General features: G+C 63.9%; 27 protein-coding genes. 19 read left to right on the plus strand and 8 right to left on the minus strand.

Annotated elements, in window-relative coordinates; genetic code table 11:
• The first annotated feature begins 3 nt into the window (after positions 1–3).
• From LB538_RS15755 to LB538_RS15790, 8 genes are all read left to right on the plus strand, one after another.
• Entirely contained in the window at positions 4–402 is a 399-nt protein-coding gene (locus tag LB538_RS15755) for an endonuclease domain-containing protein (protein WP_224525112.1), read from the plus strand.
• Entirely contained in the window at positions 399–785 is a 387-nt protein-coding gene (locus tag LB538_RS15760; protein WP_224525110.1) for a VOC family protein, read from the plus strand. The genes LB538_RS15755 and LB538_RS15760 overlap by 4 nt, the downstream gene beginning before the upstream one ends.
• A gap of 21 nt (positions 786–806) precedes the next feature.
• Positions 807–1,298, plus strand: a complete 492-nt coding sequence (locus tag LB538_RS15765; RefSeq protein ID WP_095766961.1) for a GFA family protein — start codon at positions 807–809, stop codon at positions 1,296–1,298.
• Complete coding sequence (locus LB538_RS15770; RefSeq protein ID WP_095767181.1) at positions 1,295–1,771, plus strand: GFA family protein; 477 nt, start codon at positions 1,295–1,297, stop codon at positions 1,769–1,771. The genes LB538_RS15765 and LB538_RS15770 overlap by 4 nt, the downstream gene beginning before the upstream one ends.
• Positions 1,768–2,733, plus strand: a complete 966-nt coding sequence (gene pip, locus LB538_RS15775) for a prolyl aminopeptidase (RefSeq protein WP_224525106.1) — start codon at positions 1,768–1,770, stop codon at positions 2,731–2,733. The genes LB538_RS15770 and pip overlap by 4 nt, the downstream gene beginning before the upstream one ends.
• 52 nt (positions 2,734–2,785) lie before the next feature.
• Positions 2,786–4,402 carry a citramalate synthase gene (gene cimA, locus LB538_RS15780; protein WP_224525105.1) on the plus strand — a complete coding sequence of 539 codons (1,617 nt, stop codon included), beginning with the start codon at positions 2,786–2,788 and terminating at the stop codon, positions 4,400–4,402.
• A gap of 311 nt (positions 4,403–4,713) precedes the next feature.
• Positions 4,714–5,643, plus strand: coding sequence for an EamA family transporter RarD (gene rarD / locus LB538_RS15785; protein ID WP_224525102.1), 930 nt, complete (start codon positions 4,714–4,716; stop codon positions 5,641–5,643).
• 62 nt (positions 5,644–5,705) lie between these two features.
• Positions 5,706–6,392: a glutathione S-transferase gene (locus LB538_RS15790; RefSeq protein WP_224525100.1), complete on the plus strand. Its 687-nt coding sequence runs from the start codon at positions 5,706–5,708 to the stop codon at positions 6,390–6,392.
• 4 nt (positions 6,393–6,396) lie between these two features.
• Here LB538_RS15790 and LB538_RS15795 read toward each other — a convergent pair whose 3' ends face one another.
• Both LB538_RS15795 and LB538_RS15800 read right to left on the minus strand, forming a co-directional pair.
• Positions 6,397–7,392, minus strand: a complete 996-nt coding sequence (locus LB538_RS15795) for a transporter (protein ID WP_224525098.1) — start codon at positions 7,390–7,392, stop codon at positions 6,397–6,399.
• A gap of 191 nt (positions 7,393–7,583) precedes the next feature.
• Entirely contained in the window at positions 7,584–10,121 is a 2,538-nt protein-coding gene (locus LB538_RS15800; protein WP_224525207.1) for an EAL domain-containing protein, read from the minus strand.
• A gap of 422 nt (positions 10,122–10,543) precedes the next feature.
• On the opposite strand from LB538_RS15800, the gene LB538_RS15805 reads away from it, so the two are divergent.
• The 4 genes from LB538_RS15805 to LB538_RS15820 all read left to right on the plus strand — a co-directional run bounded on the left by LB538_RS15805 (position 10,544) and on the right by LB538_RS15820 (position 13,194).
• Complete coding sequence (locus LB538_RS15805) at positions 10,544–10,765, plus strand: DUF680 domain-containing protein (protein WP_224525096.1); 222 nt, start codon at positions 10,544–10,546, stop codon at positions 10,763–10,765.
• A 303-nt stretch (positions 10,766–11,068) separates the two neighbouring features.
• On the plus strand, positions 11,069–12,040 hold the full coding sequence (locus LB538_RS15810; RefSeq protein ID WP_224525094.1) for an MBL fold metallo-hydrolase: 972 nt from the start codon (positions 11,069–11,071) through the stop codon (positions 12,038–12,040).
• 36 nt (positions 12,041–12,076) lie between these two features.
• Complete coding sequence (locus LB538_RS15815; RefSeq protein ID WP_224525091.1) at positions 12,077–12,538, plus strand: tetratricopeptide repeat protein; 462 nt, start codon at positions 12,077–12,079, stop codon at positions 12,536–12,538.
• A 173-nt stretch (positions 12,539–12,711) separates the two neighbouring features.
• Positions 12,712–13,194 (plus strand): DoxX family protein, encoded by a 483-nt coding sequence (locus tag LB538_RS15820; protein WP_224525088.1) that lies wholly within the window; start codon positions 12,712–12,714, stop codon positions 13,192–13,194.
• 26 nt (positions 13,195–13,220) lie between these two features.
• Here the strand turns inward: LB538_RS15820 and LB538_RS15825 are convergent, their stop codons facing one another.
• A complete protein-coding gene (locus LB538_RS15825; RefSeq protein ID WP_224525084.1) occupies positions 13,221–14,003 on the minus strand; it encodes a glucose 1-dehydrogenase in 783 nt (260 codons plus the stop codon).
• A complete protein-coding gene (locus tag LB538_RS29180; RefSeq protein WP_263481625.1) occupies positions 13,990–14,121 on the minus strand; it encodes a hypothetical protein in 132 nt (43 codons plus the stop codon). Before LB538_RS29180 ends, LB538_RS15825 begins: the two co-directional genes overlap by 14 nt.
• Positions 14,122–14,253: 132 nt before the next feature.
• Here LB538_RS29180 and LB538_RS15830 point away from each other — a divergent pair, with 132 nt between their 5' ends.
• Positions 14,254–14,628: a FadR/GntR family transcriptional regulator gene (locus LB538_RS15830; protein ID WP_224525081.1), complete on the plus strand. Its 375-nt coding sequence runs from the start codon at positions 14,254–14,256 to the stop codon at positions 14,626–14,628.
• Here the strand turns inward: LB538_RS15830 and LB538_RS15835 are convergent.
• Positions 14,588–15,616: an isopenicillin N synthase family dioxygenase gene (locus tag LB538_RS15835; protein WP_224525078.1), complete on the minus strand. Its 1,029-nt coding sequence runs from the start codon at positions 15,614–15,616 to the stop codon at positions 14,588–14,590. The two genes, LB538_RS15830 and LB538_RS15835, sit on opposite strands and share 41 nt — an antisense overlap.
• Before the next feature lie 186 nt (positions 15,617–15,802).
• The gene (locus tag LB538_RS15840) at positions 15,803–16,573 is read right to left on the minus strand and encodes a pyrroline-5-carboxylate reductase (RefSeq protein WP_224525073.1); all 771 of its coding nucleotides are present in this window, start codon (positions 16,571–16,573) and stop codon (positions 15,803–15,805) included.
• Between the two features lie 160 nt (positions 16,574–16,733).
• Here LB538_RS15840 and LB538_RS15845 point away from each other — a divergent pair, with 160 nt between their 5' ends.
• Both LB538_RS15845 and LB538_RS15850 read left to right on the plus strand, forming a co-directional pair.
• Positions 16,734–17,108 carry a hypothetical protein gene (locus LB538_RS15845; RefSeq protein WP_224525071.1) on the plus strand — a complete coding sequence of 125 codons (375 nt, stop codon included), beginning with the start codon at positions 16,734–16,736 and terminating at the stop codon, positions 17,106–17,108.
• 65 nt (positions 17,109–17,173) lie between these two features.
• A complete protein-coding gene (locus LB538_RS15850; protein WP_224525069.1) occupies positions 17,174–18,025 on the plus strand; it encodes a hypothetical protein in 852 nt (283 codons plus the stop codon).
• Between the two features lie 27 nt (positions 18,026–18,052).
• Here the strand turns inward: LB538_RS15850 and LB538_RS15855 are convergent, their stop codons facing one another.
• Entirely contained in the window at positions 18,053–18,343 is a 291-nt protein-coding gene (locus LB538_RS15855) for a muconolactone Delta-isomerase family protein (RefSeq protein ID WP_140842423.1), read from the minus strand.
• Between the two features lie 113 nt (positions 18,344–18,456).
• Between LB538_RS15855 and LB538_RS15860 the strand changes: the two genes are divergently transcribed.
• From LB538_RS15860 to modA, 3 genes are all read left to right on the plus strand, one after another.
• A complete protein-coding gene (locus tag LB538_RS15860) occupies positions 18,457–19,128 on the plus strand; it encodes a LysR family transcriptional regulator (RefSeq protein ID WP_263482347.1) in 672 nt (223 codons plus the stop codon).
• A complete protein-coding gene (locus tag LB538_RS29185; protein ID WP_318011891.1) occupies positions 19,046–19,336 on the plus strand; it encodes a LysR substrate-binding domain-containing protein in 291 nt (96 codons plus the stop codon). Before LB538_RS15860 ends, LB538_RS29185 begins: the two co-directional genes overlap by 83 nt.
• 183 nt (positions 19,337–19,519) lie before the next feature.
• On the plus strand, positions 19,520–20,212 hold the full coding sequence (gene modA, locus LB538_RS15865) for a molybdate ABC transporter substrate-binding protein (RefSeq protein WP_224525068.1): 693 nt from the start codon (positions 19,520–19,522) through the stop codon (positions 20,210–20,212).
• Between the two features lie 8 nt (positions 20,213–20,220).
• Here the strand turns inward: modA and LB538_RS15870 are convergent, their stop codons facing one another.
• A complete protein-coding gene (locus LB538_RS15870; protein WP_095766979.1) occupies positions 20,221–20,832 on the minus strand; it encodes a TIGR00730 family Rossman fold protein in 612 nt (203 codons plus the stop codon).
• A 120-nt stretch (positions 20,833–20,952) separates the two neighbouring features.
• Here LB538_RS15870 and LB538_RS15875 point away from each other — a divergent pair, with 120 nt between their 5' ends.
• Positions 20,953–22,446 carry a LysM peptidoglycan-binding domain-containing protein gene (locus LB538_RS15875; RefSeq protein ID WP_224525067.1) on the plus strand — a complete coding sequence of 498 codons (1,494 nt, stop codon included), beginning with the start codon at positions 20,953–20,955 and terminating at the stop codon, positions 22,444–22,446.
• Positions 22,447–22,513 lie beyond the last annotated feature (67 nt).

Below are 22,513 nucleotides of genomic sequence, written 5' to 3' on the forward strand. Positions count from 1 at the left end.
GCGATGACCCATCATCGGGTATCTCCCGCCAATCGCGGCAATGCGCGCAAGATGCGCAAGCAAATGACAGATGCGGAACTGAAGCTCTGGAACGAGATCAGGGCACATAGGCTCATGGGCCTGTCATTCCGACGCCAAATGCCTATCGCAGGATACATCGTCGACTTTGCTTGCCCCGACAAAAAGCTGATCGTCGAGATCGATGGTTCTCAGCACGCCCTTGAAGAAGTTTCGGCTTCCGACGCAGCGCGAACCGCGAAGCTCGAAGCTTTAGGCTGGACCATCCTGCGCTTCTGGAACGACGACGTGATCCGCGATATCGACAATGCCTGCCAGCACATCGTCATAGTGGCCGGCCTGGCCGATGCACCCGCGCCACAAACGGAGGAGCTCGTCCCGTGATCGATCATCTCGGCATCAATGTCTCCAACTTCGAAAAGTCCAAGTCCTTCTACGACAAGGCGATGGCGCCGCTGGGGGCTTCGCTGCTTTACATGGTGCCGGAAGAATATACCGGCGGCGCCAAGGTTGGCGGCTACGGCCGCGACCGGCCGGTGTTCTGGCTGAGCGATAGCAGGGACAAGCCCAAATCCACTCAGCATGTCGCCTTCACCGCACGCAGCCGCGCCGAGGTCGACGCTTTCCATGCGGCAGCGCTTGCCGCAGGCGGCAAGGACAATGGTGGGCCGGGCCTGAGGCCGCACTACCACCTCAACTATTACGGCGCCTTTGTCTTCGATCCCGACGGCAACAATGTCGAGGCGGTCTGCCATGATGCGGAGTAAGCCCATGATCAGGAGTGAGCGATGAGCCTCGACAACCGGCCGGTCTATACAGGCGGCTGCCAGTGCGGCGCCGTGCGCTTCCGTGTCGAGGGCGCGCTAGGTGACGCTTCGGTCTGCCATTGCCGCATGTGCCAGAAGGCGAGCGGCAATTTCTATCTGCCGCTGGTCTCGGTGCGCGGCGCCACGCTCGACTGGACGCGCGGCGAGCCGAAGCGCTTCCGCTCGTCCAACGCCGTCTGGCGCGGCTTCTGCGCCGAATGCGGAACGCCGCTGACTTTCGAGGCACCGGATGGCACAGCACTGGCGATCGCCGCCTTCGATGATCCGACCGGCATCGCGCCCACCATCCAGTGGGGCATCGAAGCAAAGCTTCCCTATGTCGACGCCATCCCCAAACTGCCGTCCGAGGACACGATGGCCGATATCGCGTCTGCGCCTTACCTGGCCGAGCTCGTCTCCTATCAGCATCCCGATCACGACACCGACCAATGGCCGCCGGAGGAAAGACCATGACCGATCAAGTTCGAACAGGCGGCTGCCAGTGCGGCGCCGTACGTTTCCGAGTCCACGGCAAGCTCGGGCGCCCGTCCATCTGCCATTGCCGTATGTGCCAGAAACAGTTCGGCAATTTCTTCGGCGCGCTGGTGACGGTGCCGAAGGACGGCGTCGAGTGGACCCATGAGGAGCCGAGCTACTTTCAGTCCTCGGTCAACATCGACCGCGGCTTCTGCGCCCGCTGCGGCACGCCGCTGACCTATCGCCAGCCCGGCTCGCTGGAGATCGCCATCGGCGCTTTCGACGACCGCTCCGACCTCGCGCCGCAGATCCAGGTGAATTATGCGGTTCGCCTGCCCTGGGTGGAAAAGATCTTCGAGGCGCCGATCCTTGACGACCCCGACTTCTATCGGCGGCAGGAGCAGATCATCTCCTTCCAGCATCCCGACCACGAGACGGCCAACTGGCCGCAGCAGGGCTTGAAACTATGACGATCCACAGCGGTTCCTTGCGTACGCTCTACCCCGAGATCGAGCCGTTCGATTCCGGCATGCTCGACGTCGGCGACGGCCACACCGTCTATTGGGAGCGCTGCGGCACCAAGGGCGCCAAACCCGCCGTGTTCCTGCATGGCGGCCCGGGCGGCACCATCTCGCCGAAGCACCGGCGCCTGTTCGACCCGAAACTCTACGACGTCATCCTGTTCGACCAGCGCGGTTGCGGCAAGTCGACACCCAACGCCTCGCTGGAGGCCAACACCACCTGGCACCTCGTCGCCGATATCGAGCGCCTGCGTGAGATGGCCGGCGTCGACAAATGGTTGGTGTTCGGCGGCTCCTGGGGTTCGACGCTGGCGCTCGCCTATGCCGAGACGCATCCCGAGCGTGTCAGCGAGCTCGTCGTGCGCGGCATCTACACGCTGACCCGCGCCGAGCTCGAATGGTATTATCAGTTCGGCGTTTCCGAGATGTTCCCTGACAAATGGGAGCGCTTCCTGGCGCCGATCCCCGAGGCCGAGCGCGGCGACATGATGGCCGCCTATCGCAGGCGGCTGGTCGGCTCCGACCGCAAGGCTCAAGTTGAGGCCGCCCGTGCCTGGAGCATCTGGGAAGGCGAGACGATCACGCTGCTTCCCGAGCCCGAGACCAGCGACCCGTTCGCCCGGGACGACTACGCGATCGCCTTCGCCCGTATCGAGAACCATTATTTCGTCCATGCCGGCTGGTTGGAGGAGGGGCAGCTTTTGCGCGACGCCTGGAAGCTGAAGGACATCCCCGGCACCATCGTCCACGGCCGCTACGACATGCCGTGCCCGGCGAAATATGCCTGGGCGCTGCACAATGCCTGGCCGAAGGCGGATTTCCACCTCATCGAGGGCGCAGGTCACGCCTATTCGGAGCCCGGGATACTGGACCGGCTGATCCGGGCGACCGATCGGTTCGCGGGGAAATAGTGATGCACGTCGCTCTCCACGGCGAAGGATCGCAGCCTTTCGAGCTACAGCCATGACCAAGCAACGCCTTTACCTCTTCGACACGACTCTTCGCGACGGCCAGCAGACGCCAGGCATCGACTTTTCCGTCGAGGACAAGATCGCGATCGCCAGGCTGCTCGACGACTTCGGCATCGACTATGTCGAGGGCGGCTATCCGGGCGCCAACCCGACCGACACGACGTTTTTCCAGAAGAAACGGACTGAGAGCGCGAAATTCGTCGCCTTCGGCATGACCAAGCGGGCAGGGGTCTCGGCTTCCAACGACCCGGGGCTGGCGGCGCTGGTGCAGTCGAAGTCGGACGCCATCTGCTTCGTCGCCAAGAGTTGGGACTATCATGTGCGCGTTGCGCTCGGCTGCACCAACGAGGAGAATCTCGAATCGATCAAGGCCTCGGTCGAGGCGGCGGTCGCTTCGGCCAAGGAGGCCATGGTCGACTGCGAGCATTTCTTCGACGGCTTCAAGGCCAATCCGGATTACGCGCTGGCCTGCGCCAAAATCGCCTACGATGCCGGCGCGCGCTGGGTGGTGCTGTGCGACACCAATGGCGGCACGCAGCCTTCGGAAGTACGTGCCATCGTCGAAAAGGTCATCGCCGGCGGCATCCCGGGCGATCATCTCGGCATCCATGCCCATGACGACACCGGCCAGGCGGTGGCGAATTCCCTCGCCGCCGTCGAAGCCGGCGTGCGTCAGATCCAGGGCACGCTGAACGGCATCGGCGAGCGCTGCGGCAACGCCAATCTCATCTCCATCATCCCGACGCTTTCGCTGAAGCCCGCCTTCGCCGATCGTTTCGAAACCGGCATTTCGACCGAGGCGCTGACCGGAATCTCCAGGCTCTCCCGCGCCTTCGACGAATTGCTCAACCGGGCGCCGGAAGCGCAGGCACCCTATGTCGGCTCCTCCGCCTTCGCCACCAAGGCCGGTATCCACGCCTCGGCCCTGGCCAAGGAGCCGGCGACCTATGAGCATGTGCCGCCGGAAGCCGTCGGCAACCGCCGTCGCGTCATGGTCTCGGACCAGGGCGGCAAGGCCAATTTCCTCGCCGAGCTGAAGCGGCGCGGCATCGACGTGCCGAAGGACGATCACCGGCTCGACGCGCTGATTGCAGTGGTCAAGGAGCGCGAGGCTGAGGGCTATGCCTATGAGGGCGCCGACGCCTCCTTCGAGCTGCTTGCCCGCAAGATGCTGCACGGCCTGCCGGAGTTCTTCAACGTCACCTCTTTCCGTTGCATGGTCGAGCGCCGCTTCGATGCCAACGGCAATCTGAAGACCGTCTCCGAGGCGATCGTGAAGGTCGAGGTCGACGGCGAGGAGAAGATGTCGGTGGCCGAAGGCCACGGCCCGGTCAACGCGCTCGACATCGCGCTGCGCAAGGATTTAGGCAAGTACCAGAGCGAGATCGTCGACCTCGAGCTCGCCGACTTCAAGGTGCGCATCCTCAACGGCGGCACCGAGGCCATCACCCGCGTTCTCGTCGAATCGCACGATTCCACTGGAGCCCGCTGGTGGACGGTCGGCGTGTCGGAAAACATCATCGACGCGTCCTTCCAGGCGCTGATGGATTCGATCGTCTACAAGCTGATGAAGAACCGCGAGATGGCCGGGCTGGTGGCGGCGGAGTAGGCCGCCGCCCTTCCTCGCCCCCACAAAGTGGGGGAGAGGTGTCCCGGCGCAGCCGGGACGGAGAGGGGGCGACCTTCGCGAAGCCAGAGTCGAAGCAAGAGAGGGCGCGAGGTTGGTCACCAGAATGCTTACCCGAAGCGGTGATTGTCAGCCGCGGCGCTGACCCCTCTCCGTCCCGGCTTCGCCGGGCCACCTCTCCCCACTCCGTGGGGCGAGGAACTGCGACCTCCTTGAACCATCACCAAAACTCCGTTGATCCATCATAATTTTGTGATGGTCTTGGGCGCTCCGCTGGGCCATAGCGTTAGGCCATGGTCACCGCTACAGCCGATCTCGATCAGGATGCCAAAGCCCGCCGCGGCTTCCTCCTGGCACTTGGCGCCTATTTCCTTTGGGGGCTCTTGCCCTTCTACATGAAGGCGGTGGCGCATCTGCCGCTTGCCGAGGTGATCGCCAACCGCGTCGTCTGGTCAGTGCCGATCGCCGCGGCGGTGCTCATCTGGGCCGGCCGCACCGTCGACTTCAAGGCGGCGATCCGCTCGCCGAAAAGCCTTGCCATGGCTGCGCTGACGGCAGTGCTGATCTCGGTCAACTGGGGCATCTATGTCTGGGCGATCGCGGTCGACCGCACCGTCGAGACGGCGCTCGGCTATTACATCAACCCGCTGGTCAGCGTCGTCGTCGGCGCCGTTCTGCTCGGCGAACGGCTCGACAGGCTGCAGATCGCCGCGGTGGCGCTCGCCACGATCGCGGTGACGGTGCTCACAGTCGAGGCCGGCAAATTGCCATGGGTATCGCTGGCGCTCGCCTTCTCCTTTGCCGCCTATGGCTTTTTCCGCAAGACGCTGCCGATCGGCCCGAGCCAGGGTTTCCTGCTCGAGGTGCTTTTGCTTTCGGTGCCGGCGCTTTGCTACATCGTCTACCTGATCGCCACCGGCCAGGATCATTTCATCTCCAGCACCCGTTTCGACACGGCCTTGCTGATCGGCTGCGGTCCCGTCACCGCAGTGCCGTTGCTGCTGTTTGCCTTCGGCGCCAGGCTGCTGCGCCTGTCCACCATCGGCATCATGCAATATATCGCGCCGACCATGGTGTTCCTGATCGCCGTGCTGATCTTCGATGAGCCGTTTGGCACCACCCAAGCCATCGCCTTCGCGCTGATCTGGACGGCGCTGGCGATGTATTCATGGTCGATGTTCAGGGGCCGCGAGGTCCGCCAGCCGGAGCCCGCGATAAAGTAACTTCCAGGAAAAGTCCGAGACGGTTTTCCGTCTAGGGTTGCAACAAACAGGGCAGGGGACTGATGTACGTTCTGCATATCGGCAACAAGAACTATTCGTCCTGGTCGCTTCGGCCGTGGTTGCTGATGCGCGTCCTCGACATTCCCTTCGAGGAGCGGTTGACGCCGTTCCCGAGCGGATCGAGTTTCGATTTCTACCGACAATTCTCGCCCAACGGCCGGGTGCCCTGCCTTATCGATGACGGCTGGGCGGTCTGGGATTCGCTCTCGATCGTCGAATACCTGGCCGAACGCCACCAGGGCATCTGGCCGGCGGAGGCGAAGGCGCGCGCCTGGGCGCGCTCGGCCGCCGCCGAGATGCATTCGAGCTTCACCGCGATGCGCAATGACTGCCCGATGAGCTGCGGCGTGCGCGTCGCGCCATTGCCGATGTCCGGCGCGCTGAAGCACGATATCTTCCGTATGGGAGATTTGTGGAACGACGGCCTTGCGCGTTTCGGCGGACCTTTCCTGGCCGGCGACCGTTTTGGTGCCGTCGATGCCTTCTTTGCTCCGATTGTATTCAGGGCGCAGTCCTATGGCCTGACTTTCGAAGGCGAAGCGGCTAACTATCCGCGGCGGCTGCTCGACCTGCCGGCCATGCGCGAATGGTACGCGGCCGGACTTGCCGAGACGTGGCGCGAGCCCGGCCACGAAGCCGAGGTCCAGGCCGCCGGCACCATCGTCGAGGATTTGCGGGGGACCGCCTGAAGCGCTACACGCGCCCCAGCCGTCGCACGAACATATAGATGATGCCGGCGATGACGACCGAGATCGCCGTCACCACCCAGAATCCCAGCGGCGTGCCGACCAGCGGCAATCCGCCGACGTTCATGCCGAACAGCCCGGAGATGATGGTCATCGGCAACAGCACCGCCGTCATGACGGAGAGGATATAGAGCAGCTGGTTCGACTGCTCGGTCAGCTTGGCCATCAGCTCGTCCTGCAACAGGCGTGTGCGCGCCTGCAGTTGCTCGCCGTCGTGATGCAGCGTGTGCGCCCGGTGCGAGAGCCTGGTCGCCATGTCGTTGATGGGGTCGGGCAGTTCGTTGCGATGCGAATGGTCGAGATGGCGGAAGAGGCTGGTGAGCGTCGCCATCTGCCGGTGGATCAGCACCAGCTGCCGGCGTGCGTCGACCAGCGCCTGGCGCTCATTGTGCCATGCGTCGCACACGATGCGGTCCTCGATGCCGTCGAGCGTGTCGCCCATCTTGTCGAGCTCGGCCGACATGCCGTCGAGCGACTGGCCCATCACCGCCTCGATCAGCTCGGCCGGCGTGCGGAATTTTCGCGCGCCGCTCTCCACCAGCTTGCGGATCTTGTCGACCGATTCCAGCGGCTGCTTGCGGGCGCCGATCAGCATCCTGTCGTTGAAGGCGAAGCGGAAATGGGTGAGCCCGCGCGCCTCGGCGAAATCGTGCCTGAGGTCGGGCAGGTCGCCATAGAGGAAGTCGTCCTCGAAATCGATCTGGCAGCCATGGCTGGGTGACAGGAACGCATCGCGCACCGGCGCCGGCAGGGCCTGCTCGGCGCCGATCTCCTGGCGGGCGCGCATGTCGGTGATCTGGTAGCTGCGCCAGCTCCAATGCGCCTCCGCTGGATCCTTGGTGCGGCTTCCATCGGCCTTGAAATGGTAGATGAAGAACAGCCCGTGCTCGTCCGGCAAATAGGGCGAGAGGTCGGTGCCTTCGGCGGGAAGGGCGATGTTCATGGCGGCTTCGCCGGCTCTTGATGCGGTCGGGGTCGCGGGGGGCGGCCACGGCAAACCTAGCATGGAGGTTGCCGCCTGGTGTGACAGTTCGATGACTACAGCTCCTGTCACTCTCGACAAGGCTGTCCTATCGTTGCTGGACAACCCGCGCGGCCGGCGGCGGTGCTGTCAACGGCAGCTCGCATCGTCCACTATGCCGTGGCCAGCCATTTGCGCGATATGGCGAAGGTCCTGAAGGATTTTGCGTCCATCGGGCGCCCGAATGCGTAGCCTTGCAGGATGTCGCAGCCGAGGTCCTTCAGGATGCGCGCATGTTCCATCGTCTCGACGCCTTCCGCCACGACGCCGATGCCGAGCGATTTGCCGATCTCGATGATTGACGATACCAGCCGCCGCTGCGCCGCCGAGCCGGTTATCGGCGTGACGAGCTGCCGGTCGATCTTGAGACGGCTCGGTTGCAGTTTGAGCAGGCTGACGACGGATGCATGGCCCGTGCCGAAATCGTCGATCTCGATGTCGATCCCGAGTTCTTTGATGTGCTCGATGTTCCAAGCGACAAGCTCGTCATTTTCGTCCAGGAAAATCGATTCCACGAGCTCGAATGAGACGGTTTCTTCCTTGATCGGCAGCTTGCGCAGGCCGTTGATGAGGTCTTTGTCCTCCAGCCTTCTTGCCGAGACGTTGACGGAAAAGCGCGGGATGTTGAGACCGTCGCGCGACCAGCGCTGGAAATTCTGCAGCGTTTGTTCGAGGATCATGCGGTCGATCAGCGAGACCACATTCAATTCCTCGGCCACTTTGAGGAAGATGTCGGGGGCGAGGATGCCGCGTCTTGGATGGCGCCAGCGAGCCAGCGCCTCGACGCCGACGATCTCGAGGGTCTTGGCATCGAACTGGGGTTGGTAGTAGGCGATGAATTCGTTGCGCTCCAGCCCGCCCAGGATCTCGTCCGCGGTCTGCTTGGTCCTGACGATCTCGCTCTGCAGCTCTTCGTTGAAGAACTCATAACGATTGCGACCGCGGCTCTTGGCTCGATAGAGCGCGAGATCGGCGTTGACCAGCAGCTGCTTTGCATCGACGCCGCTAAGCGCGGCAATCCCGATGCTGACTCCGAACCGGCATTGGTGGCCTTTATAGTCGACCGGCTGGCGCATCTCTTCGATGATACGGTCCGCGAGCGCGGCGAGCTCATTGTCATCGCGCCCTTGGCACACCACAACGAACTCGTCCCCGCCGATGCGCGCCACGAAGTCGCCTGCGCGGACGTTGGCTTTGATGACCTTCGAGGCATGCATGAGCATGGCATCGCCCGCCGCATGGCCGAGCGTGTCATTGATGTGCTTGAAGCGATCGAGGTCGAGATGCAGCAGCGCAGTGCGATCCTCGGGCGAATTGGCCAGCATCTCGTCGAGGTAACGGCGATTGGGCAGGCCTGTTAGCGAATCGTGCAGCGCAACATGCTCGATGCGCGCCTTGGCGGTCTTGAGTTCGGCATTCTTCGATTCCGACAATTGCCGTTCACGCACCAGATTCTCGTTGAGCAGAACGTCGCTGGTCACGTCCCATTCGGCCCCGACCATCTTCGGCGTGCCGTCGCTGTCCTGGAAGTAGCTTGCACGCGCCCGCACATGGCGGACGGTGCCGTCTGGGCGAAGCAGTCGATACTGCGACGAGTAGGGACCTTTTGCAGCCACGGCAAGGTCGAACTCGCGCTGTGCCCGCGCGATATCCTCGGGGTGGATCGCCAGTGCCCAGTCGTCGTAGCCGCGCGGCTTCCCGTCGGCGGGCTTGCTGTAGATCTCATTGACGCGATCGTCCCACAGCAACTCGTCGGTGACGAGGTCTTGCTCCCACACGCCGATGCCTGAAGCCTCCAGAGCCAGTTCCAGCCTCCCGGACAGGCGCCTCAATTCGGCATAGTTTTTCTGCCTTTCGCCGAACAGCCGTCCGGCCACCAGGATGGGCAGCACCACCAGCACAGCGGCGAGCGCCATGAGCGCCTGCAAGACCCGCTCATTCTTCGGCACGGTCGGCCAACCGCCCTTGGGGATTGCCGATATCTGCCAGGAACCGAACGGCAGCTGCACTTCTGCCGTCACCGGATTGTTCTTGACGATGTCGGCGCCACCGAAGAAGCGCTGGCCGCCACCGCCAAGCGCATCCTTTCCGGTAAGCGCCACATCTATGTCGAGACCGGGGTCGGTGAGGCCGCTTGCGGCGTAGAGCCGATCGATGTCGATAGCCGCCGAGACAAGGCCCCAGAAGCGATCGCCGCCCCCCGCTGTCGGCACGAAGACAGGGATCCGGCCGATGAAGGCGCGCCCGCCCTGCCTGAGGTCGACGGGACCGGCAAGCACCGATATGCGCTGGTCGCGCGCCCTAAGCGCCGCCAAGCGTTGCGCCTCGTTCTTGCGGTAGTCGAGCCCGATCGCCTTCTCGTTGCCCTCCATGGGATACATCAGCGAAATGACGAGATCCGGCGCGCCGCCAATGTTGCGCAGCTGCGATTTCTGCTTGAAGAGATTGGCAGCGAGGGAGGCAAATCTCTGCTGCCCCATATAGGGCTCGGTGACGATGGCCGAGACGAGGCCCTGAACCAGCTGGAGATTGCCGTTGATGTTTCCTTCCAGCTTGGCGCGGATGATGTTGACCTTGTAGAGGACGTCGGCGCGCGTGAGTTGATCGGAAACCGTTTTGTTCTGCTGGTCGACGAAGATCGCGCAGATCATGAGCACGACGAAGGCAATCGCCGCCGGCACGTTGGCGGAAGAGAAAACGGCCTGCCTGATACGACCGATGTTGAAATTTGTCGCGGTCAATTCAACCCGAATAGCTTTCCTGGGCGACGCTCCGTCGATCGGAGGACGATGCGCCATCGATCGGAGTTAAAGGAAAGTGCTTAAATTAGAACTTCCATGCCCGCCTCAAGTTGCGCCATTCGCGGCCTGGAGGCTTGCCTTGAGCCAACAAACTCAAGCCATGATTAACGCCGGCTAACCGGGCCGTTCATCGCGCAAAAATCGTGATCTTCCGTTGCCTCCAAAAAATTCTTTCCGCCCCCGGGGAATAAAGCCCGGGCCTTCCGGGTCTTGGCTGTAGCGAGGGCCATCCTCCCAAGGCACGCATCAACCTACCCGGAAGGAATACGCACATGAACAGAACCGCCTTTGCCGCAGTCGCCATCCTGGTTGTCACCGGCAGCGCCTTTGCCGGCAGCGACCACTTCTCCTGGACGAATGGCGGCCAGCAGGCTGCCGTCGTCGACACCACCACCACCGCCTCCATCGCGAGGCCCGAAATGGCCCGCCACGTCACGAAGCCGGCGGCCAGGATTGCTGCGGAAGAGCCCGGCCAGGGCATTTGGGGTCACTGAGCCGGCGGGACCGAAAGGTCCTCGCTCCGGAGCCCGGGGCGAAGGGTTCTGATCGCGGCGGGGAAGGCACGCCTCGCCGGGTCGGAAAACCACAAGTCCTGATCTCCGCGGAGCCGGTCGGTCTTCAGTCGGACCGGTCGGCGCCGGTTTCCGCAGTCTCGGCGGAGGGCAGCACCGGGCCCTCCGCCATTCCCTGCATGTCGCCCAAAAGTGCGCAGCGGTTTTGGGACAACGACATGCGGCAAACCAATGGACTACCGCCTGAAACCTGAAACAACCCGCAGCCATTAGAGGAGATTTCCGATGTTCAACATGACGCGTCGCATGGTGCTGGGATCCGCCGCCGCCGCTGCCGCCTTCGGCATTGCCGGCAAGCTGGAATTCGCGCCCGCGGCTTACGCCGAAACCCCGGTCGAGCCGCTGGTCGGCTTCTACAAATACAAGGTCGGGTCACTCGAAGTCACCGCGATCTATGACGGCATCTGGCGCAAGCCGCACGACCCGGCCTTCATAAAGGACGTGTCGATCGACGACACCAAGGCGGCACTCGCCAAGGCGGGACTGACGACGGAATTCATGCCAATCCCGCTCACCGTCGTGGTGCTCAAGATGAACGGCCGCACCATCATGATGGACGCCGGCTCCGGCGTCGGCCAATGGCAGGCCAACGCCACGCATCTGCCGGCCAACATGAAGGCGGCCGGCATCGACTATAAGGCGATCGACACCATCATGATCTCGCATTTCCATCCGGACCATGTCTGGGGCTTGATGGAAAAGGGCACCAACGATCCGGTGTTCCCGAATGCCGAGCTGATCGTCAACGCCACCGAGTATAATTGGTGGACCGATCCGAGCCGGCTGGCCAAGCTGCCCGAGGGTCGCAAGCCCGCGGGCAAGCGCATCGCCGAGAACTTCCCGAAATGGAAGAACTGGAAGCTGGTCGATGACGGCACTGAAGTGGTGCCCGGCATCCGCATCATGGCGGCGCCCGGCCACACGCCCGGCCATTCCGTCTACCATGTCGATGGCGGCTCCGAGCAGTTCCTCGTCTCGGCCGACACCATGTACGTGCCGGCGCTGCTCGCCCCGCATCCCGAATGGCAGGGCGCCTACGACCAGGACGGGCCGATGGCGATCGCCACGCGCCATAAGATCATCGACCAGGTGATTGCCGACAATGTCCGCATCTGCGGCTCGCACTTTCCGTTCCCCGGCACAGGCAACTTCGTCAAGGACGGCAATGCCTACGCCTTCACCCCAACCCAGATCTGATTTGAATCGGATCTTGAACAGAAAGCGACAGCTACAATGAAACACGCACTTTTCGCAGTGCTCGGTGCCATTGCGGTCTTGACGGCGGCCCCGATCGCCATCGCCGTTCCGGCCTATGCCGTGGACGACATCGAAGGCGCCGACGCGCCGGACCTGACGGCGGTGAAAGCCAAGATCGAGGCCAAGGACTATCAAAGCGCGCTGGCCGACCTGCGCGACCTCGCGCAGGACACGCAGCAGGCCGACGTCTACAACCTGCTCGGCTTCACGCTGCGCAAGACCGGCGACTACCAGACCTCGCTCACCTACTACACCAAGGCGCTGGAGCTTCAGCCCGACCACAAGGCGGCGCATGAATATCTGGGCGAGCTCTATGTCGAGACCGGCGACATGGCCAAGGCCAGCGAGCAGCTCGCCTCACTGCAAAAGCTCTGCCCTGCCGGCTGCGAGGAGCTTGCCGACCTCAAGCAGGCGATCGCCACCAAGGTGACGAAATAGGCGGCTCGCAAGAGCTCACCACCTTTTGGACGCCACGGCGGTAGCGCCCGAAAACCGGAGCCGGCGTTCCTCTCCCTCGCGCCGGCTCCGATCTTTCAATCTCAAGCGCACCTGCGTGGACGCGGGCGACCGCCATTTTTTAAACTGCCTGTTTCCAAAGACTGGACCCGACTATGACACCGATCGAACTTGCCGAAAAACTTCACGCCAGGGATGTCGTCCTGCTTGCCGGCCGGCTGCTGCTGTCGCTGATCTTCGTGCATGAAGGCCTGCAGCTGGCGACCCATTTCGAGGGCGCTGAGAAGGCGATGGCCGCGCTCGGCGTCGGCACGCCGCTGCTTCTCGCCACCATCGCGTTGCAGCTTGGCGCCGGCCTCTCGGTGGCGCTCGGCATCCTGGCGCGGTTGGGCGCGATCGGGCTCAGCCTGTTCTGCCTGATGACGGCCGGCCTCTTCCACACCAACTTCGTCAGCCAGAACGAATTGCTGCATTTCGAGAAGGACCTCGCCATTGCCGGCGGCATGTTCATCCTGGCGCTCGCCGGTTCCGGCAGGCTGTCGATGGACAGGGTGCTGACTGGGTTCGCGAAGGACACCAAGATCGATCCGCCCGTCGAGCAGCATCCGTCGGTGGGGGAGACGAGCTTGCCGGTTTGAGACACGGGTCCGCGTGAGGGCGGCCTCTACAACACGCTCGTGATCCCGCCATCCACCAGCAGCGTCTGTCCCGTCACGAAGCTTGCCGCATCCGACGCCAGGAACAGCGCCGCGCCCGCCAACTCTTCGACATCGCCCCAGCGCCGCATCGGGGTGCGGCCGGCGAGCCAGGTGGAGAATTTCTCGTCGGCGACCAATGCTGCGTTGAGCTCGGTCTTGAAATAGCCGGGCGCGATCGCGTTGACGCGCACGCCATGCTGGCCCCATTCGCCGGCCATCGACTTGGTCAGCATGGTGATGGCGCCCTTGCTCGCCGCGTAAGGCGCGATCGAGGGCCGGGCGAGCGCGCTCTGCACCGACGACACGTTGATGATCACGCCCTTGCCGCGCGCAATCATCCCTTTGACCGTCGCCCGGCTGACCTTGAACACGCCGTCGAGATTGGTCGCCATTAGCGCTTCCCAGTCGGCATCGGAAAAGGTCTCCAGAGGCGCGCGGCGCTGGATGCCGGCATTGTTGACGAGGATGTCGATCGGCGCGGTGCCGGCTTCGCTCGCCGCGATTGCCGCGTCGACCGACTGCGTGTCGGTCACGTCGATAACCGCTTCCGCCACCATGTAGCCTTCGGCGCGCAAACGGTCGCCGGCGGCCTTCAACTCGTCCGCCTTGCGGCCGCCGATGGTGACGCGTGCGCCCGCGGCAGCCAATGCCTCCGCGAAGGCGAGCCCCAGCCCGCGACTGGCGCCGGTGACGAAGGCATGCCGGCCTTCAAGGCCGAAGAGACGGCCGAGATAATCAGTCGAACGCAATTTGCACCTTCATCGATTGCGATTTGTCGCTGGCCAGTTTGACCTTGCGGGCCTCGGCGAGCAGCAAAGTGTTGCTGAGCAGGGGTGCCGGGATTGTTCCTCGCACAGCTAGCAGCAAAGCCCGGCTCCATTCAACCGATTCATCTGATAAATCGGACTAACAAGCGGGCTGTGCCGCCCTGGCAATTAGTCGGTGCGGTCGATCCCGCACGTGTAACACTCGGCGGCAGACTCGAACGGGCCGGGACAAATGGCGGGCAACCAGACCTCATCGGTGACGGATGACATAGCCAACAGCCTCGGCCGCGAGATACTCGGCGGGCTGTTTTCGTCCGGCGCGACGCTGCTTGGCGAGGAAGAGATCTGCGCCCGCTTCGGCGCCAGCCGAAGGGCCGCGCGCGAAGCGGTGAAGATCCTGTCGGCCAAGGGCCTGCTGCTCACCCGCCCCCGGCGCGGGTCGCGCATCCGCCCGCTGAAGGACTGGAATTTCCTCGACCCTTCGGTGCTGGGCTGGTTGCGCGCCAGTGCCACCCCTCGCCATTTCATCATCGAGCTTCTGCCGCGCTCTCGGCAGGCATTGGCATTCAAGCGGCGGCCGGCCGCCTTGGCTTGCGCAAAGTCTTGACGCCGGCCATCTCGACGAAGTTGGTCGCCGACTCCCACAGGTAATCGCCATAGAGGAACGGCGCGAAGTCGCTGGCGCCTTTGATCGGCAGCGGCGCGATCTCGGCGTCGACGCGCGGCTCATAGAAGAAGGGAATGGAGTAACGCGCCGTCTTCGGCGCGATCACCCGGTGGCGCGTCGCCTGCACCACGCCGCCCGTCCAGCGTTCCAGCAGCTGGCCGAAATTCACCGCCAGCGAGCCGTCGGCGGCCGGCACGTCGATCCATTCGCCGGCATGGCGCCTGGCCTGCAGGCCTTCGACGCCGTCCTGCGCCAAAAGTGTCACGAAGCCGGAATCGGCATGCTCACGGCCGATGACCAGCCGCCGCTCGCCCTTGTGCATGACCCAATATTCAGGCTTCGACAGGTCGACCGCGCCGTCCTCGCTGCGCAGCGGGTAGCGGATCAGCCTGAGCGTCGAGATGCCGCCCCGGAAATGGCCGTCGAAAATACCGTCCTCAAGCCCGAGGCTGCGCGCGATCGAGCCCATCAGCGCCGCGCCGACCTTCTCCATCGAGCGGTAGTAATGCGCGGCGGCCGCCTTCCATCCTGGAACATCGGCCTCGGCGGGAAGCGGCGTGCGCTCGAGCAGCGGATCGTCGGGCGCGAACCCGGCGTCGGCATGGGCGATGTCCGGCCCCATGTCGATGCCTTCCTTGTAGGACACCGCAGTCGGCTGCAGCGGGAACCAGCCGCGATAATAGTTCGATTTCGACGGGTCGAAATTCCAGCGCAGCAGCTTCCGCTTTTCCGCATCGGGCAAATCGAAGATCTTCAGGAGCTCGCCGCGCCGCTCGCGCGTCAGAAGCTCCGCGCCCGGAAAACCGCGCGCGGTCATGAAGCCGATGCCAGAGGCAGCAGTGAAGATCTGGCGGTCGGCCTCGTCGCGTGCGGGCGAAGTCGGGCCGAACAGCGGCGCGATGTCGATGGCGGGGATAGTGTCACTCATCTCATGATCCTAGCGGTGCTTGGGAGCCGTGTGCCGCAATCGTGGAGAAGCGCATGCGCGATGACAAGCCGCGGCAGACTTGGCGTTGTTCGAGCGGTCGGGCTTGGCGACTGGCTCAGCGCGCCGAGGCCGTCGCCGCGGATGCTGCCGGCTGAGTGATCGGCAATCGCCGCTTGGGTCCTCCGGCTACTTCCCCGCAATGCGCCGATGAACCCGCTCCAGGCTTTCCGCGAAGGCATCGAATGTTCCGCGCTCGGTCAGCTCGCGCAGCACCTGCTCGTTGATGCCGCCGCGCGTCGCATAGTCCTGCGCAAGATGCATGAAATCTTCGTCCGGCGCCGTATCCGGCGCATTGGCTAGCGCCTTGAAGATGCTGGTGATGTAGTCGCGTGCCCTGTCGCCCGAAACACCCTGGCTGCGCACCCAGGCGTGGATCGTGTCGAGACATTTGAAATAGCTGGCATAGGTCGCGGTGACGACGCTCAGCGCATCGAACTCGCTTTGGTCCTCGACCTCGATCACGCCGCCAAGCCTGCCGAAGAACGCCGCCGCCATCGGGTCCGGCGGGCAGATGATCGTCGCGCCCTGCAGCCGGGCGATCATCGGCATGGGCAGGGCTTTCGTCACCTGTGCCGCTGGCGCGACAAGCGCGGCGATCTCCTCGCGCGACACGGTGGCGATCAGGCTGACGACGTGATGGTCCGGCCGGAACCGCAGTTCCTTCAGCACCTCGCGCGCGATCTGCGGCCGCACCGCCAGCATCACGGTGTCGCAATCGTCGAGCACGGCCTGGTTGTCGGTAGCGACGCGCACGTCCGGATAGCGCGCGGCAAGCTCGGCGGCGATCGCCTCGTTGCGCGGCGAGACCACCACCGGCGTCGTCTCCCCCGGCAGCGATTTCAGCCCCGCGACAATGGCCGAGCTCAACGCGCCCGTGCCGACAAAGCCAAGTTTCATGGAAGTTTTCGCCTCTGTTTCGGATAGCCGCCGACAATAGCGACGGTTCCGTTGCCGGCAAGGGGAGGCCCGGTCCGACCGCGCTGGCAAGGATTCCAACTGTTACGCGCAATTAAGGCCAGACTGATAGATTCCGGGGCATTCGATCGGGGGTGTGGCCATGAGCCAGCGCGCGTTCATCACTCTGCTCGTCCTGATGGCGGTGCTCGTGGCACTGTCGGCCACATCGTTCCTGGGCGCCATGATCGGCTTCCTGTTCGGCATTGCCATTGCCTTCTTCGTTGCCGGGCCGGTGATGCTGATCGGCAAGGTGCTCGAGAAAAACGGTATTGCGATATCCGGCCAGACAGCCCTGTGGGTGCTCGCCGGCTTTTATGCGCTGCTCATTCTCGCCGCGGCATTCCAGATCTGGCGCCGGCTTCAGCGCCACGAGCCGGACCAAGCGCGATCCGCGGGGATGCGGCTGGCGCTGCTCGTCGCGCTTCCCGCGATGGCGTGGCTGTCGGTGAACGCGATGCAGGACGCCTGGCCGTGAGCCATCTAGGCTAGGTCGCAACAAACTGGCAGGATGGCTCGATCAACGCGATTTGGGGTGATCGCATGACTTTGCTTCAATTTCCGGTCACCGGCGAACAGGTCTCGAACGATGAGACGGAAGAGGTCATCCGCGAGGCCGAACCGCATCGCGCGCTGGTACGCTATCGCCCCGAGGGCGGCGAGCTCTTCATCCATACGCGGGTGAACATAGCGCTGCTGCGGGCCGCCGCCTCGCTGCCGATCCTGCGCCTGAAGCTCACACCGCGCCCAGACGAATTGACGGCGCGTGACACTCTGCTGACGCCCAGGGGGTCGCAGCGAAACTACGCTTTCCTCGAAAAGCTTTGCCACGATCTGGCTACTGCAAACTGCCCAGCCTGTTATATCGCCGAACAGCATGGCGCGGGCGGCCGCGATTTCTATTTTACGACCGAAGACATCGCCGGTTTCGAACAGATAGCTGGCAAGGCCGCCGAGGCGCTGGCCTTTCCGCTCACGCTGGAACAGCATTCGCTTGCCGCGCTGGCGCCGCTCATCCTTCCCGCCGAGGCGATAGGCGACCTCCGGCTGGAAATCGCCGCGGATGCCCGCATCCGGCCGACACGCTTCGAGTTCTGGGGCGCCGAGCCTTCTCTGGCAAAGCTGCGCACCGAACTTGAAAAGCGCGGCTACCGCTTCTTGAGTCTGGAGATAGTCTCGCGTGAGCTAAGGATGGCGAAGGACGTGCCGATCGACGGCGAGGGTTTCGGCTCCGTGCTGAAGGAAATCGTTCCGCTGGCAAGGTCGCTGCAATGCAGCTATCGGGGTACCGAGACCGTCGAGGGCCACGAACAGTTCCTGCTCACCCGCCCTCTGCCCGAGCGCTACAGCGGCGCGCGCCCGGGTATTTTCAGTCGTCTTTTCGGTCGCGGGTAGGCTGCCAGGTGGGCCGCCGCAGCGGCTTTACCGCTTCGGTCCGAAACCCGGATAAGGGTTGAGCGGCACGATGGCCGTGATGTCCATCATGCCGGCCTCGATCAGCGGCAGCGTGGCGAGATGGCCGCGCACTTCCTTCTCGTCGGCCGCTTCGAACATCATGCCGCTGCCGGGAACGTCGCCGCGGTTCCAGATCTGGCGCACGGCGCCTTGGACGTAGAGCGTCTTGCGCTGTTCGGATTCGGGCGGCAGCAGCGGCGCGAAATCGGCGTCACCGAACTTCTGGGTGTTGCGGGTGAGCAGGGCAAAGAACTGCATGGCGATCTCCTTGGTGGCCGGTTGATGCCGGGAGATATCGCGCCCGCTGGTCAGACTGTCCAAGACTGATTAGGCTAAAATCAAGACCTTTGAGGACTTGAGTTGGGGGGGGAATGCTCGACCTGCGCCAGATCAGATATTTTGTCGCTGTCGCCGAGGCCGGCAATGTCGGCCGCGCCGCCGAGCAGTTGCACATCTCGCAATCGCCCTTGAGCCGGCAGATCATCCAGCTTGAGGAACAGCTCGGTGTCGCCTTGTTCGAGCGGGCGAGGCAGCGTGTCCACCTCAATGCCGAGGGCAGGGCCTTTCTTGCCGAAGCCCGAGCGCTGCTTGCCAATGCTGCGCGGCTGGAAGAGCTCGGCCGCAACCTTGCCAGCGGCGCCACAGGCAGCCTCGCCATCGGCTATGTAGAGGGCGCGGTGCATTCCGGATTGGTCGCGGACATGCTGCGGGATTTCCGCCGCGCGCGGCCGGATTTTCATCTGCAGTTGCGCAGCCGGCGGACGGCTGCGCAATTCGAAGATCTGAGGCAGCGCGTCCTCGACCTCGGTTTCGTCTATGCGCCGGCGCCGCAAGGCGATCCGGATATCGAGAGCATATTGGTGCGGCGCGAGCCGCTGGTGCTTGCGATACCCGAAGGCGATCCGCTCGCCGCTGTCGCCGACATCGCGCCCGGCCAACGGCCGCGTTTGGATCACAGTCGTGCGCCAGCCCGGCGACACCAACCGCGCGCAGTTCCTGGCGGCCTGCGCCGAATCCGGCTTCATGCCCGACATTGCCTATGAGACTGCTGATCCCTTGACCTCGCTCGGCCTGGTCAGCGCTGGGCTGGGGCTGGCGACGGTACAGGAAAGCCTGCGCTCGACCGCGCCTCCCGGCATCGTCTTCCGGGACCTGTTCTGGTTCAAGCGCAGCGTTGAGATCCACCTTGCCTGGCGGCGCAATGATCGGAGGGCGGCGATTGCGGATTTGAGACGAACAGTAGGACAGTAGGGCAACGGTACGTCAATTCCAGGCATGCTCCAATGGGGCGGAAAGGTGCATTCTGGACATGATTTTGGCGCGATTCAGCGAGTCGATTTGACCAGAAGGTCGGCACCACCGGACGCGGAGCATGGAGTCCGGCCTTAGCTAGGTATTATAAGGAAGGCCGTTCGGCCGATTTCGGGTTAGGCCATGAATAACGCTGTCCGACTTTTTGGTGCTATTGCGGTTCGTCCCGCCGTGGTTGCACTCATATCCCAGTTCGAAAAGGCCACAGGATTCACAGTAGCGGCCAAGTGGGAGCTCAATCCGACAGTAAGAAAGCAGATTGAGGCTGGGGAACCTTTTGACCTTGTCATCACCAATCCGAACCTGATCCAGGGTCTGGTCGTCTCGGGAAAGGTCAAGGCCGGAAGCCAGGCGGCGTTCGGACGGGTATCAATGGGGGTGGCGGCCAAGGCAGGCAGTCGACAGCCTGACATTGGGTCCGTGGAAACATTCGAACATGCGTTGAAGAGCGCCAGATCAGTCGCCTACGCCAGCGAAGGGACCAGCGGTGGCTACTTCTCCGATTTGCTGGAACGCTTGGGAATAGCAGATGAGGTGAAGCCCAAGCTGGTTGCCATATCGGGAGGGCAGACAGCAGCGGCCGTAGGCCGTGGGGAAGCTGAGTTGGGGGTCATTCCCGTGACTTCGATTCTCGCCGCCGCTCCCGAGGTCACGCTTGTCGGTCTGTTTCCGGCGGAACTCGAAAGTTACGTTGAATTCGCCATTGGCCTCAGTACCGATCCAACGCGTGCAGAAGCCGCCAAGCAGCTATCAGGATTTCTGACGTCGATGGCCGTTGACGACATCTTGGCTGCAAAGGGCGTCGAGCGCCGCTAAGCGCGCCCTTACATCTTGTCGATCACCGACTGCACCCCTTCAGTCGGCGCGTCGACCGACGAGCCCGCCACCATGATGGCGGCGACGATCGCTTCCGGGTCGTCGACCACCAGTGGCTTCACCTTATGCGCGGTGTGGATGAAGCCTTCCTCGGACATATGCTCGATCAGCGTCAGCATCGGGTCCCAGAAACCTTTGACGTTGGCGAAGACGATCGGCTTGCGGTGGTGGCCGAGCTGCGCCCAGGTCATGATCTCGACGATCTCCTCGACCGTGCCGATGCCGCCCGGCAGCGCCACAAAGGCGTCGGATTTCTCGAACATGCTGTGCTTGCGCTCGTGCATGTTGTCGGTGATCAAGAGTTCGTCGAGCTTGTCGAGCGCGGTCTCGGTCGCCTCCTTGTTGATCAGGAAGCGCGGGATGATGCCGGTGACCTTGCCGCCGGCCTTGAGCGCGCCGTCGGCGACAGCGCCCATGATGCCCTTGGTGCCGCCGCCATAGATGAGGCGCAACCCGGATTTGGCAAGCGAGCGGCCAAGTGTGTGGCCGGCCTTGATATAGGCCTCGTCGCGGCCCGGAGACGAGCCGCAATAGACGCAGACGGATCGAATCGTGTTCATGGCGATGATTGGTGATGGGGACGGTCGGCCGGGTCAAGCCCGCGGACGGGCTTTTTCTTGTCGGACTCGGGAAAACACGCTAGACCGGGCGTTAGGTGGCTAAGGGGGCAATACGGAATTATGGCGATCAATCCTTCTAAGGCGTTTTTGTTCGCGGCGGGCGGCGTTGTCGCCGTCGCGGCGGTCGCCTACGGCTCGGGCGCGCTCGATCCTTACATCAACAGCCAGAAGCCGGCGCAGGTCGCGACGCTGCCGCAGACCGATGCGAAACCGGCTGAATCCTCGAGCACCGGCACAGAGGCGCGCGTGCCCCAGGCTCCGGCAAACACAATGGCTCCGGCCAACACGATGGCGCCAGCCAACACTATGGCGCCCGCCAATAAGATGGCGCCGGCCGCCCAGGCGCCCGCCGCCGGCCCGACACTGCCGACCTTCGATGTCGTGCGCGTCGAGGGCAATGGCTCGATCGTCGTCGCCGGCAGCGCCGCGCCCAACGCCAAGGTCGAGATCTTGAATGGCGGCACGGTGCTCGGCTCGACCGAGTCCGGACCCGACGGCGCCTTCGCCATCGTGCTCGACGATCCGCTGAAGCCCGGCGACTATACGATCACGCTGCGCCAGACGGTTGGCGGCATTGCCGTTGCCTCGGCCCAGACCGCCGTCGTGTCGGTGCCGCAGAGCCCGACCGGGCAGGTGCTGGCCATGGTCGAGGAGCCAGGCAAGGCCTCGCAACTGATTACCGTTCCTCAGACCGAGAGCAAGCCGGCGGCGACCGATCAGGCAGCGGCGCCTGCGACCCAAGCTCCGGCAACGACCGCGCCGGCGGCATCGGGCACGGCCTCGGCGCCGGCCGCGACCGCGCCGGCCGCCACAGACCAGGCGACCGCGCCGGCTGCGGCCGCCGCGGCGGAGCCCAAGATCGCGGTCGAAGCGGTCGAAATCGACGGCAGCAAGATCTTCGTCGCCGGCACGGCCGATCCCGGCCGCAAGGTGCGCGCCTATGCCGACGCCATCCTGCTCGGCGACGCCAAGACTTCGGCCGATGGGCATTTCCTGATCGAAGCGACGCGCGACATTCCGGTCGGCAGCTACACTATCCATGTCGACGGCTTGGACAATGACGGCGTCAAGGTCGTCGCCCGCGCTGCCGTCCCGTTCGAGCGCGAGGCCGGCGAGTCGGTCGCCGCCGTCGCCTCAAGCAAGACAAAGCCGGCAGAGGCCAAGCCGGCCGAGACCAAGACCGCCGAAACCACGACCGACACAGCAACGGCCGAAGCGGCAAAGCCCGCCCCGGCCGCCGGGGGCGCTGCCAAGGTTGCCGAGGCGACGCCCTCGACCGACGTGCCCGAAACGGTCGCGCCAAAGCTCGAACACGCCGACAGCTCCGTCATCATCCGCCGCAACGACACGCTCTGGCGCATCTCGCGCCGCGTCTACGGCCATGGCACGCGCTTCTCGACGATCTATCTGGCCAACAAGGACCAGATCCGCGATCCCGATCGCATCTGGCCAGGCCAGGTGTTCAAGGTGCCCTCGACTTCGAAGGAAGGCGAGGCCGCCGACATGAAGGCCATGGGCGAGCAGATGACAGCCGCGCCGGCGAAGACGGAGTAGGCGATTAGCTGATCTCCCCCACAAGGGGAGATTACGCTGCTACCCATGCGCCTAGCTTGCCCTCTCA

Origin of the sequence: Mesorhizobium sp. Ca11 (assembly GCF_020165275.1) — a bacterium.
In the GTDB taxonomy this organism is placed as follows: domain Bacteria; phylum Pseudomonadota; class Alphaproteobacteria; order Rhizobiales; family Rhizobiaceae; genus Mesorhizobium.

Excerpts from the sequence above, each read along its gene's own strand:
- LB538_RS15755 (WP_224525112.1), top strand. The coding sequence starts at position 4 with ATGACCCATCATCGGGTATCTCCCGCCAATCGCGGCAATGCGCGCAAG.
- LB538_RS15765 (WP_095766961.1), top strand. The coding sequence starts at position 807 with ATGAGCCTCGACAACCGGCCGGTCTATACAGGCGGCTGCCAGTGCGGC.
- LB538_RS15770 (WP_095767181.1), top strand. The coding sequence starts at position 1,295 with ATGACCGATCAAGTTCGAACAGGCGGCTGCCAGTGCGGCGCCGTACGT.
- pip (WP_224525106.1), top strand. The coding sequence starts at position 1,768 with ATGACGATCCACAGCGGTTCCTTGCGTACGCTCTACCCCGAGATCGAG.
- cimA (WP_224525105.1), top strand. The coding sequence starts at position 2,786 with ATGACCAAGCAACGCCTTTACCTCTTCGACACGACTCTTCGCGACGGC.
- rarD (WP_224525102.1), top strand. The coding sequence starts at position 4,714 with ATGGTCACCGCTACAGCCGATCTCGATCAGGATGCCAAAGCCCGCCGC.
- LB538_RS15790 (WP_224525100.1), top strand. The coding sequence starts at position 5,706 with ATGTACGTTCTGCATATCGGCAACAAGAACTATTCGTCCTGGTCGCTT.
- LB538_RS15795 (WP_224525098.1), bottom strand. The coding sequence starts at position 7,392 with ATGAACATCGCCCTTCCCGCCGAAGGCACCGACCTCTCGCCCTATTTG.
- LB538_RS15800 (WP_224525207.1), bottom strand. The coding sequence starts at position 10,121 with ATGATCTGCGCGATCTTCGTCGACCAGCAGAACAAAACGGTTTCCGAT.
- LB538_RS15805 (WP_224525096.1), top strand. The coding sequence starts at position 10,544 with ATGAACAGAACCGCCTTTGCCGCAGTCGCCATCCTGGTTGTCACCGGC.
- LB538_RS15810 (WP_224525094.1), top strand. The coding sequence starts at position 11,069 with ATGTTCAACATGACGCGTCGCATGGTGCTGGGATCCGCCGCCGCCGCT.
- LB538_RS15815 (WP_224525091.1), top strand. The coding sequence starts at position 12,077 with ATGAAACACGCACTTTTCGCAGTGCTCGGTGCCATTGCGGTCTTGACG.
- LB538_RS15820 (WP_224525088.1), top strand. The coding sequence starts at position 12,712 with ATGACACCGATCGAACTTGCCGAAAAACTTCACGCCAGGGATGTCGTC.
- LB538_RS15830 (WP_224525081.1), top strand. The coding sequence starts at position 14,254 with ATGGCGGGCAACCAGACCTCATCGGTGACGGATGACATAGCCAACAGC.
- LB538_RS15835 (WP_224525078.1), bottom strand. The coding sequence starts at position 15,616 with ATGAGTGACACTATCCCCGCCATCGACATCGCGCCGCTGTTCGGCCCG.
- LB538_RS15840 (WP_224525073.1), bottom strand. The coding sequence starts at position 16,573 with ATGAAACTTGGCTTTGTCGGCACGGGCGCGTTGAGCTCGGCCATTGTC.
- LB538_RS15845 (WP_224525071.1), top strand. The coding sequence starts at position 16,734 with ATGAGCCAGCGCGCGTTCATCACTCTGCTCGTCCTGATGGCGGTGCTC.
- LB538_RS15850 (WP_224525069.1), top strand. The coding sequence starts at position 17,174 with ATGACTTTGCTTCAATTTCCGGTCACCGGCGAACAGGTCTCGAACGAT.
- LB538_RS15855 (WP_140842423.1), bottom strand. The coding sequence starts at position 18,343 with ATGCAGTTCTTTGCCCTGCTCACCCGCAACACCCAGAAGTTCGGTGAC.
- LB538_RS15860 (WP_263482347.1), top strand. The coding sequence starts at position 18,457 with ATGCTCGACCTGCGCCAGATCAGATATTTTGTCGCTGTCGCCGAGGCC.
- modA (WP_224525068.1), top strand. The coding sequence starts at position 19,520 with ATGAATAACGCTGTCCGACTTTTTGGTGCTATTGCGGTTCGTCCCGCC.
- LB538_RS15870 (WP_095766979.1), bottom strand. The coding sequence starts at position 20,832 with ATGAACACGATTCGATCCGTCTGCGTCTATTGCGGCTCGTCTCCGGGC.
- LB538_RS15875 (WP_224525067.1), top strand. The coding sequence starts at position 20,953 with ATGGCGATCAATCCTTCTAAGGCGTTTTTGTTCGCGGCGGGCGGCGTT.